5 protein-coding genes and 1 pseudogene are annotated in these 7,636 nt (G+C 75.6%); all 6 read right to left on the bottom strand.

Annotated features, from left to right (window positions below; all coding sequences use genetic code 11):
• Positions 1-695, bottom strand: a pseudogene (locus SSNG_RS36685) (saccharopine dehydrogenase); the annotation flags it as partial.
• Between the two features lie 99 nt (positions 696-794).
• Entirely contained in the window at positions 795-2,132 is a 1,338-nt protein-coding gene (locus tag SSNG_RS43160; RefSeq protein ID WP_007269053.1) for a cytochrome P450, read from the bottom strand.
• Positions 2,133-2,173: 41 nt separating this feature from the next.
• Entirely contained in the window at positions 2,174-3,370 is a 1,197-nt protein-coding gene (locus tag SSNG_RS36670) for an acyl-CoA dehydrogenase family protein (RefSeq protein WP_042804868.1), read from the bottom strand.
• A gap of 11 nt (positions 3,371-3,381) precedes the next feature.
• The gene (locus tag SSNG_RS36665) at positions 3,382-5,694 is read right to left on the bottom strand and encodes an iron-containing redox enzyme family protein (protein WP_241695344.1); all 2,313 of its coding nucleotides are present in this window, start codon (positions 5,692-5,694) and stop codon (positions 3,382-3,384) included.
• A gap of 1 nt (position 5,695) precedes the next feature.
• A complete protein-coding gene (locus tag SSNG_RS36660) occupies positions 5,696-6,730 on the bottom strand; it encodes a hypothetical protein (protein ID WP_007269050.1) in 1,035 nt (344 codons plus the stop codon).
• Positions 6,727-7,623 carry an isocitrate lyase/phosphoenolpyruvate mutase family protein gene (locus SSNG_RS36655; RefSeq protein WP_050780099.1) on the bottom strand — a complete coding sequence of 299 codons (897 nt, stop codon included), beginning with the start codon at positions 7,621-7,623 and terminating at the stop codon, positions 6,727-6,729. The genes SSNG_RS36660 and SSNG_RS36655 overlap by 4 nt, the downstream gene beginning before the upstream one ends.
• Between the last annotated feature and the right edge of the window lie 13 nt (positions 7,624-7,636).

The following is a 7,636-nucleotide window of genomic DNA, read 5'->3' as shown; positions in this document are numbered from 1 at the left end:
AGCAGGTCGTGGGCGAGGAGGGCGGGGCGGGGGATGTCGCGGGTCTCGGCGAGGTCCCAGCGGGTGGGTTCCAGGCCCGCCTGGACGAGGGCGTCGCAGGCGCCGCGGCCGCAGCGGCCGAGGGCGCCGATGACGAGGGCGGTGGTGGGGTCGGCGGGGTCGGCTCCGGACGCGAGGAGGGCGTCCAGGGCGGGGCGGTCGGTGGGGAGCAGGGGGGCGGCGAGGGCGCCGCGGTGGTGCAGGACGGCGAGGGCGGCGCCGACGTAGCCGGCCCAGTAGCCGAACGCGGCGACGCGGCGGCCTGCTTCGTCGGTGAGGTACTCCATGTCGAGCAGGGCTCCGCCGCCGGTGGTGAAGCGGGCGAGCAGCTCGCGGGCGCCGGCCTGGCCCTTGTAGGCGTGGCCGAAGTAGATGTGCCGGTGGCGCAGGGCGGGGGCGTCGGGGCCGGCGGGGAGTTCCTTGAGGCCGAGGACGTACGCGTCGTCGGGGGCCTGCTCGTGCCAGGAGGCGGTGGGGGCGGTGGCGCAGCCGGCGGCGGTGTAGGCGGTGAGGGGGAAGGCGCGGCGGTCCGACTCCTCGACGGTGACGCGGACGCCGGCCGCGACGAGGCGGGCGGCGTCCTCGGGGGTGAGGGGGGCCCGGCGCTCGGTGGGGCGGGCCTCGTGACGCATCCAGAGGTGAAGGCTGTCCGACATGATCCGGTTTGTCCTGTCTGAAGGCATAGGAGTGACCGACCCCCGGCCTGAACGCGGTTGCGGGGGCTGCGTCGGCTTCCGTCGGGGACGGCCCGCGCGCTAGAGCAGCGGGATCCGGGCGTTCGCCAGCGGGCGGTAGGCGGGGGTCGCGGTGGTGCCCAAGCCTGCCGCGCGCAGTTCGGTGACGACGGCGCCGGCGAGGGCCGTGGCGAGCTCCGCGCCCGGGCAGCGGTGGGCCGCCGCCCCAAACGTGAAGACGGCCGGATTCACCCGCCCGGGGGACAGCGTGTGCGGGTCCGGGTTGACGGCGGGGTCGCGGTTCGCGGCGGCGAGGAGGACGAGGACCTGCTGGCCGGGCTCCACGGTGGAGCCGGCGTGGGTGAAGGGTTCGGCGGCGAAGCGGCGGGTGTTCTGGATGGGGGCGTCGTACCGGACCACCTCGCGCACCATGGCGTCGACATCGGCGTCGGCGCCGTCGGCGCCCGGGCGAGGGCGAGAGGGGACCCTATCAGCCCGGCGGTGGCGTCGTAGGTCGGGGAGAGAAACCCGATGGCGTTGGACAACAACGGCCCCGGGTGCGCCCACCCGTCCCGCCCGGCGGCGGCGACGAGCTTTTCTCAGCAGGCCTTGCCCCGGCCGGGCGGAGTACGGGGCCACACCCTCGGCGGCCGCCCCGGACCCGAACGCCGACGCCGTGCCGGGCGCGGACCCGGGCGCGGTCGCCGTCCCGGACGCAGGCGCCATACCGAGCGCTTGCGCCGCGCCCGGTTCGGGCGCGGCCCCGGGCCCGGGGGCCGTCCCGGGCCCGGGCGGGGCCGGGGTCCCGAGCGGGGTCGCCTGGGCTTCGGTCAGGGCCGGGCCCAGGAGGGCGCGGAGGCGCGTGGCGGCGGCCGAAGCCGCCCCGTACTGGTCCTCCGTAGCGGCAGCGGGAATGCACTGGACGAAGTCGCCGATCGCGCGGGCCGCCTCCCGGCCGGCCCCCTCGGTGAGGCCGCAGAGGGCCGCCACCACCCGCGCCGGAACCCCGAACATCACCTCCTCGTACGGGGCTTGGCCGCCCTCCGCCAGCACCTCGCGGGTGAGCCGGGCCGCCAGCGAGGCCGCGTACGCGGTGTCCGCGCGGGCCAGCGCGCCGGCCACGACCTGCTTCAGCCGGGCCGCCCGGGCACCGTCCGTCATCCGCACCAGCTCGCCGAACACCTCCCCGGCGGCCGTCCCCGCGATCCCGGCCGGGACCGGCTCCGCCACGGGCCGCACCCGCAGCGCGCCGCTGCCCAGCACGGCGCGCACCGCGGCCGCGTCGGCGGCGACCCAGACCCCGAGCCCCTCGTCCCGGGCGAAGGGCCGCTCCGCCACGAGCCGCGCGTAGTAGGGGTACGGGTCGGCGAGGCGCACGGCCTCGACGGGACCGCTGACGGTGGTGGTGCTGCTGCTCACTGGAGAACTCCCTGTCGAACGGTGGTACGGGTAAGTCGGTGTCAGGCGGCCACTCGGGCCGCCCTGCGCATGTCCAGGGACCCCGCGATGGCCATCCTCAGCACCTCGGAGGTGCCCTCGTAGATCCGCAGCGAGCGGATCTGCCGGTACAGGCGCTCGGTGACCGAGCCCTCCACGATGCCCGCGGCGCCCAGGAGTTGCACGGCGGTGTCCACCACTCCCTGGGCGGCCTCGGTGGCGTGGACCTTGGCGATGTTGGAGTGCCGGGCGAACCGGCGGCTGCCCCGGTCCGTCTCCCAGGCGGCGCGCGCCACCAGCAGGGCGGCCGCGTTCAGCTGGACCTCCATGTCGGCGAGGGAGGCCTTGACCAGCTGGAGGTCGAAGAGCGTGGCCCCGTACGCCTCCCGCGCCAGCACGTGCGCGAGCGCGGTGTCGAAGGCCCGCCGGGCGAAGCCGAGGGCGGCCGCCCCCACCGTGGTGCGGAACCGCTCCAGCAGGTCGACCGCGACCACGAACCCCTTCCCGGGCCGCCCCAGCACCGCGTCGGCCGGCAGCCGGCAGTCCTCGAAGGACAGGTGGGCGAAGGAGCGCGGGGCGATCGCGTCGATCCGCTCGGCCCGCAGCCCGGGGGTGCCGGCCGGCACCAGGAAGGCGGACAGGCCCAGTGGACCCGGGCCCTGGCCGGTCCGGGCGATGACCACGAACACGTCGGCGATGGTCCCGTTGGCGATCCACGCCTTGCGGCCGTTCAGCACGTACGAGCCGTCCCCGTCCGCGTCGCGCACCGCCTCCAGCCCGACCGAGGCCACGTCCGCCCCGGCCTCCCGGTCGGACACGGCGAGGGCCCCGATCAGGGTTCCGGCGGCCATGCCGGGCAGGTAGCGGCGGCGCTGCGCTTCCCTGCCGAAGCGCAGCAGCGGAGTCGCGGCCAGCGCCTGGATGGAGAAGGCGAAGTCGGCCAGGTCCTCGGTGTACGCGAGCGCCTCGCGGCGCAGGCACACCGCGCGGAAGTCGTCCACGGGGGCGCCGCGCGGGTCGAGTTCGCTCAGCCAGCCCGCCGCGCCGAGGACGCGTACGAGGCGCCGGCCGGCGGCGTCGGGGTCGAGGGCGCGGATCTCCTCCCACAGCACCCGGTTGCTGTCGCACCAGGCGCCGGCCTCGGCGGCGAGCCGGCGGTGGCAGTCCTCGTAGAAGGGCAGGGCCAGGACCTCGGGGTCGAAGCTCGTCGTCATTTCCATCGCCTCGCTCCTCAGATGACCAGGTCGGCGGGGGTGGCGGCGGCCGCGGCGGCGGCGGCCGCCTCGGCGCGGACCGTCTTCACCAGGGCGTGCTCGATGAAGAAGGCGAAGGAGGCGTAGCCGCGCCAGATCCGGCGCCATTCGCGCTGGACGGCCTCCTCTCCGGACAGGTGCCGGACGTCGTCGAGGTAGGCGACGACGATGTCGGCGGACTGGCGGGCGTGGCCCGCCGAGAAGTTGTCGATGGACAGGTGGGCCTCTTCGTAGGAGACGTCGAGGCCGTGCCTGCGCAGTTTCTGGATCTCGTGCAGCCGCATCGCGCCGAGGCCGAACATCTCGATGCCCAGGTTGTAGCCGAGGATCTCGTTGTAGAGGCTGTCGGGGAACAGCGACAGGCACAGCTGGTGGATGGAGAAGCCGTACAGGTGGTCGGGCAGGTCGCCCTGGTGCAGGAAGGCCTCCTGCCGGATGTGCGGCAGGTCCATGTCCATGCTGGCGAGGACCTTGTGGATGATCGTGATGTGGTTCTTGTCCATGTCGCCGCGGCCCATCTCGTCGGCGTAGATGGAGAAGAGCATGTCGTCGCTGCGCCGGCCGCGCCGTCCGAGGTTGCCGACGCGGTGCGCCCAGGCGCCGTCGATGAGGCTGCCGAGGGCGTACGTGGACTGCTCGAAGACGACCTCGTCGCGCGAGGGGATCTCGGTGAGCGGTTCGTACGGGTCCACGAGCTTGTCCCAGTAGATCCGCTCGACCCGCTCCAGCAGGGCCTCGGGCGTGTACGGGAACCAGGACGCGTCGGTGAGCAGCCCGGCGGCGCCGTGCTCGAAGAGCAGCTCGGCCTCGGCGAGTCCGGCTTCGGCGCGGGCGCGGGCGGCCGGGAGGACGCCGGGGTGGCGCTCGAAGTTGACGAGCCGGTGGAAGAAGCGGCGGTGGTCGCGGGTGTCGGCGGGGCCGCCGGGCTCGTCCGGGTCGCGTACGAGGAGGCCGGCGGGTTCGGCGGCGGCGAGGCGTCCGCTCCAGGCGCGGGCGGCGTCCTGTCCGGCGGTGGTGGGGACCAGGTCGGCGCCCGCGGGTTCCCCGGCGGCGACGGACCGCGCCCAGGCGGCGAGGACGGCGGCTTCCCGCTCGTCGAAGATGCCGAACATGGGGCCGCCGAACTTGATGGACTTCAGGAAGCGGCAGGGGCCGCCGTCGCGTGCGGGCCTCAGCTGCCGGGCGGTGCGGAACTCGCGGACGAAGGCGGCGGCGTCGAGCTGCCCGTCGTCCAGCCAGTCGGTGAGCTTGCGGGTGCCCAGGCGCACCGCCCGGTGCTGGCGTCCGGCGTGCGGGGCGTGCCGTTCGACGATCCGCGCGACCTCGGCGTCGAGGGACAGCCCGTCGTGCCAGGCGGCGAGTTCGGCGAGGGCGGCGGTGTGCTCGCGTTCCAGGCGTACGAGGAGGCGTACGGCGGCCAGTGCGCGGCGCCGGTCCTCGGGGCCGGTCGGGGACTGCCGGGTGTAGGAGAGGTAGGCGGCGAGCAGGGGGCGTACGTCGCTCTCGGCGAGCAGCGGCTCGCCGCCGAGCAGGAGTTCGTCGAGGCCGAGGGCGTGGGCGGCGTAGTGGACGCCGACGACCTCGGGGAGGAAGGAGGCGGGCAGCCGGGACAGGGCGAGCCGGAAGGCGCCGTGCAGGGCGGTCAGCGGCAGGGCCCCGGCGTCGTCGAGGAAGGCGGCGGCCTCCACGCCGGGGAGGAAGACGCCCTGCGCGACCAGGGCCCGGCGGCGGCGGGCGGGCAGTCCGGCCTCAGCGGTGCCCTCGCCCTGGAGCCGCCAGTGGTGGCCGAAGAGGCGGCCGACGATCTCGGCGGGCTGGGTGGCGGCCTGGGAGAGGGTGTCGAGCCAGCAGTCGCCGGTGAGCGCGAGGGGGGCGCGCTGGCGCAGGACGGCGCCGCGCACCTCCGGGTCGGGGTGGGTGCGCAGGGGGGCGAGGAGGGCTGCGAGCCCGTCGCGGGCGGCGAGCACCTCGGCGGCGACGGCGTCGGCGTCGGCGTCCTCTTCCGGTCCGGTGTAGGTGTCGGCATCGGCGTCGGGGGTCAGGAAGGCCGTGAGCACTCGGCGGGCGGCGAGCAGCACGGCCTCGCTCTCCTGGTCGCGGACCAGCCGGCGGAACAGGTCGGCGGGCGGCGCGGCGGTGATCCGGGCGGCTTCGTCGATGCCGGCCGCCGAGGCCTCGACGGGGCCGGCCGGGAGCGAGGTCGTCAGGTCGGGGAGGGTGAAGGCGGGGGCGTAGGAGCTCCGCGCCATGTCGAGGGAGGTCTCCTCGTCGGGGGTGATGGGCGCGGTCATGTCAGTGGTCCCCCAGCCGTGCGGCGTCGGGTGCGGTGTCCGGGGCGGATTCCGGGGCGGTGGGGTGCGGGAGCTTGCGCAGCAGGACGCCGATCCGCACGCCCGGGACGCTCGACGCGAGCAGGTAGTGCCCGTGGGGCTTGAGGGCTCCGGCGGCGTCGCGGTCGACGAGGTTGACGAGCGGGTCGGCGGCGAAGCAGTGGCCGACGCGCGGGATGTTGTCGAGGAAGAGCTGCTCGCGGGTGAAGCCGGCCTGGCGTTCCTTGAGGACGACCAGGGGCTTGTAGAGGTTGGCGTGGAGCACTCCGTGGATGTCGCCGATCTTCATGCCGGCCTCGTGGAGGATCCGCTCGTTGACCTCGCGGGCGAGGTCGGAGCTGATCTCGTTGGACCAGTCGAGTCCGGCGGGGTCCTGGGCGCCGGCCCCGGCGACGATCTCGTACGCGTCCTCGCCGAGGGGTTCGGCGCTGATCAGGCAGGAGGCGGCGCCGTCGGTGAAGAGGGCGAAGTTCTCCATGCGGACGGCCTCGTCGGTGACCCGGTCGGCGGTGATGACCATGACCCGGCGGTGCATGCCGGAGGCCACGTACGCCTGGCCGGTGCGGATGCCGGCGAGGAGGTTGGCGCAGCGGCCGAGGGTGAGGCCGGTGAAGGCGGCGGCGCCGAGGCCGGTGGCGGCCATGACGTTCTCGACGAACGCGCCGTGGGTGCGCGGGCCGCCGGGGAAGCGGGTGGAGCACAGGATGAGGCAGTCCACCTGGCCCGGGGAGATCCCCGCGCCGTCGAGGGTGGCGGCGGCGGTCTCGGCGGCGAGGGTCTCCAGGGTCTTGTCGGTGCGGTGGACGGTGCCCCAGCCCCACAGGTCGGCGCGGGGCGGCATCCCGAAGCCGCGGGCGCGTTCCAGCAGGCCTTCGACGGTGGTGTGGTCGGCCGGGGCCTCGCCGAGCACGTAGCGGGGCGCGGACAGGTGGACGGCGGGGGCCCCGGCCGGTGCGGAGGCGGAGGCGGGGGCGGGTGACGCGTACGGAAGGCTCACGGTGCCGGATCGCTCTCTGGGTCGGCGGACGGGGCGGGGGCGGTGGCCAGCAGGGCGTTGGCCTCGTCGTACGGGAGGGCGTCCGCGACGAAGCCGAAGGTGCCCGTCCCGGTGATCTCGCGGGCGGCGCGGGTGAGGGCGCCGAGGGCGGCGCGGGAGAGCGCTGAGCCGGTGCTGACGCGGCGTACCCCGAGGGCGCCGAGGTCGGCGACGGACAGCTTCAGGGCGGCGGTCATCAGGACGTTGACGGGCCGTTCGACGGCGGCGCAGACGGTGCGGATCGCGTCGGCGTCCGGGAGCGCGGGGGCGTAGAGCACGTCGGCGCCGGCGGCCTCGTACGCCTGGAGGCGGCGGACGGTGTCGTCGAGGTCGGGCCGGCCCTGGAAGAAGTTCTCGGCGCGGGCGGTGACGGTGAAGGGGAAGTCCAGCCCCTTTGCCGCCTCCACGGCGGCGGCGACCCGCTCGACGGCCTCTTCGAGGGGCCGTACGGGGTCCTCGTCGCGGCCGGTGGAGTCCTCGACGGAGCCGCCGACCAGGCCGGCCGCGGCGGCGAGGCGGATGGTCTCGGCGACGTCCTCGGGGCGCTCGCCGAAGCCGCTCTCCAGGTCGGCGGTGACGGGCAGTCCGGTGGCGTCGACGATCGCGGTGGCGTTGGCGAGGATCTCCGCGCGGCTGACCCGGTTGGCCCCGTCGGGGCGGCCGAGGCTGTGCGCGAGGCCGGCGCCGGTGGTGGCGAGGGCGGCGAAGCCGAAGGAGGCCAGGATGCGCGCGGTTCCCGCGTCCCAGGGGTTCGGGACGACGAAGGGGCCGGGCCCTTCGTGCAGTGCGCGGAAGGCGACGGCGCGGCGGAGCCGGGCGGCGGGGTCGGTGCTCGGGCTGGTGGTGGGGTGCATGGGATTCCTCGCA

Source organism: Streptomyces sp. C (assembly GCF_000158895.1).
Lineage (GTDB): Bacteria > Actinomycetota > Actinomycetes > Streptomycetales > Streptomycetaceae > Streptomyces > Streptomyces racemochromogenes.
Note: the sequence above shows the minus strand (reverse complement) of the source record. Positions and strands in the feature narration are given on the sequence as shown.

Excerpts from the sequence above, each read along its gene's own strand:
- SSNG_RS36670 (WP_042804868.1), bottom strand. The coding sequence starts at position 3,370 with ATGGAAATGACGACGAGCTTCGACCCCGAGGTCCTGGCCCTGCCCTTC.
- SSNG_RS36665 (WP_241695344.1), bottom strand. The coding sequence starts at position 5,694 with ATGACCGCGCCCATCACCCCCGACGAGGAGACCTCCCTCGACATGGCG.
- SSNG_RS36655 (WP_050780099.1), bottom strand. The coding sequence starts at position 7,623 with ATGCACCCCACCACCAGCCCGAGCACCGACCCCGCCGCCCGGCTCCGC.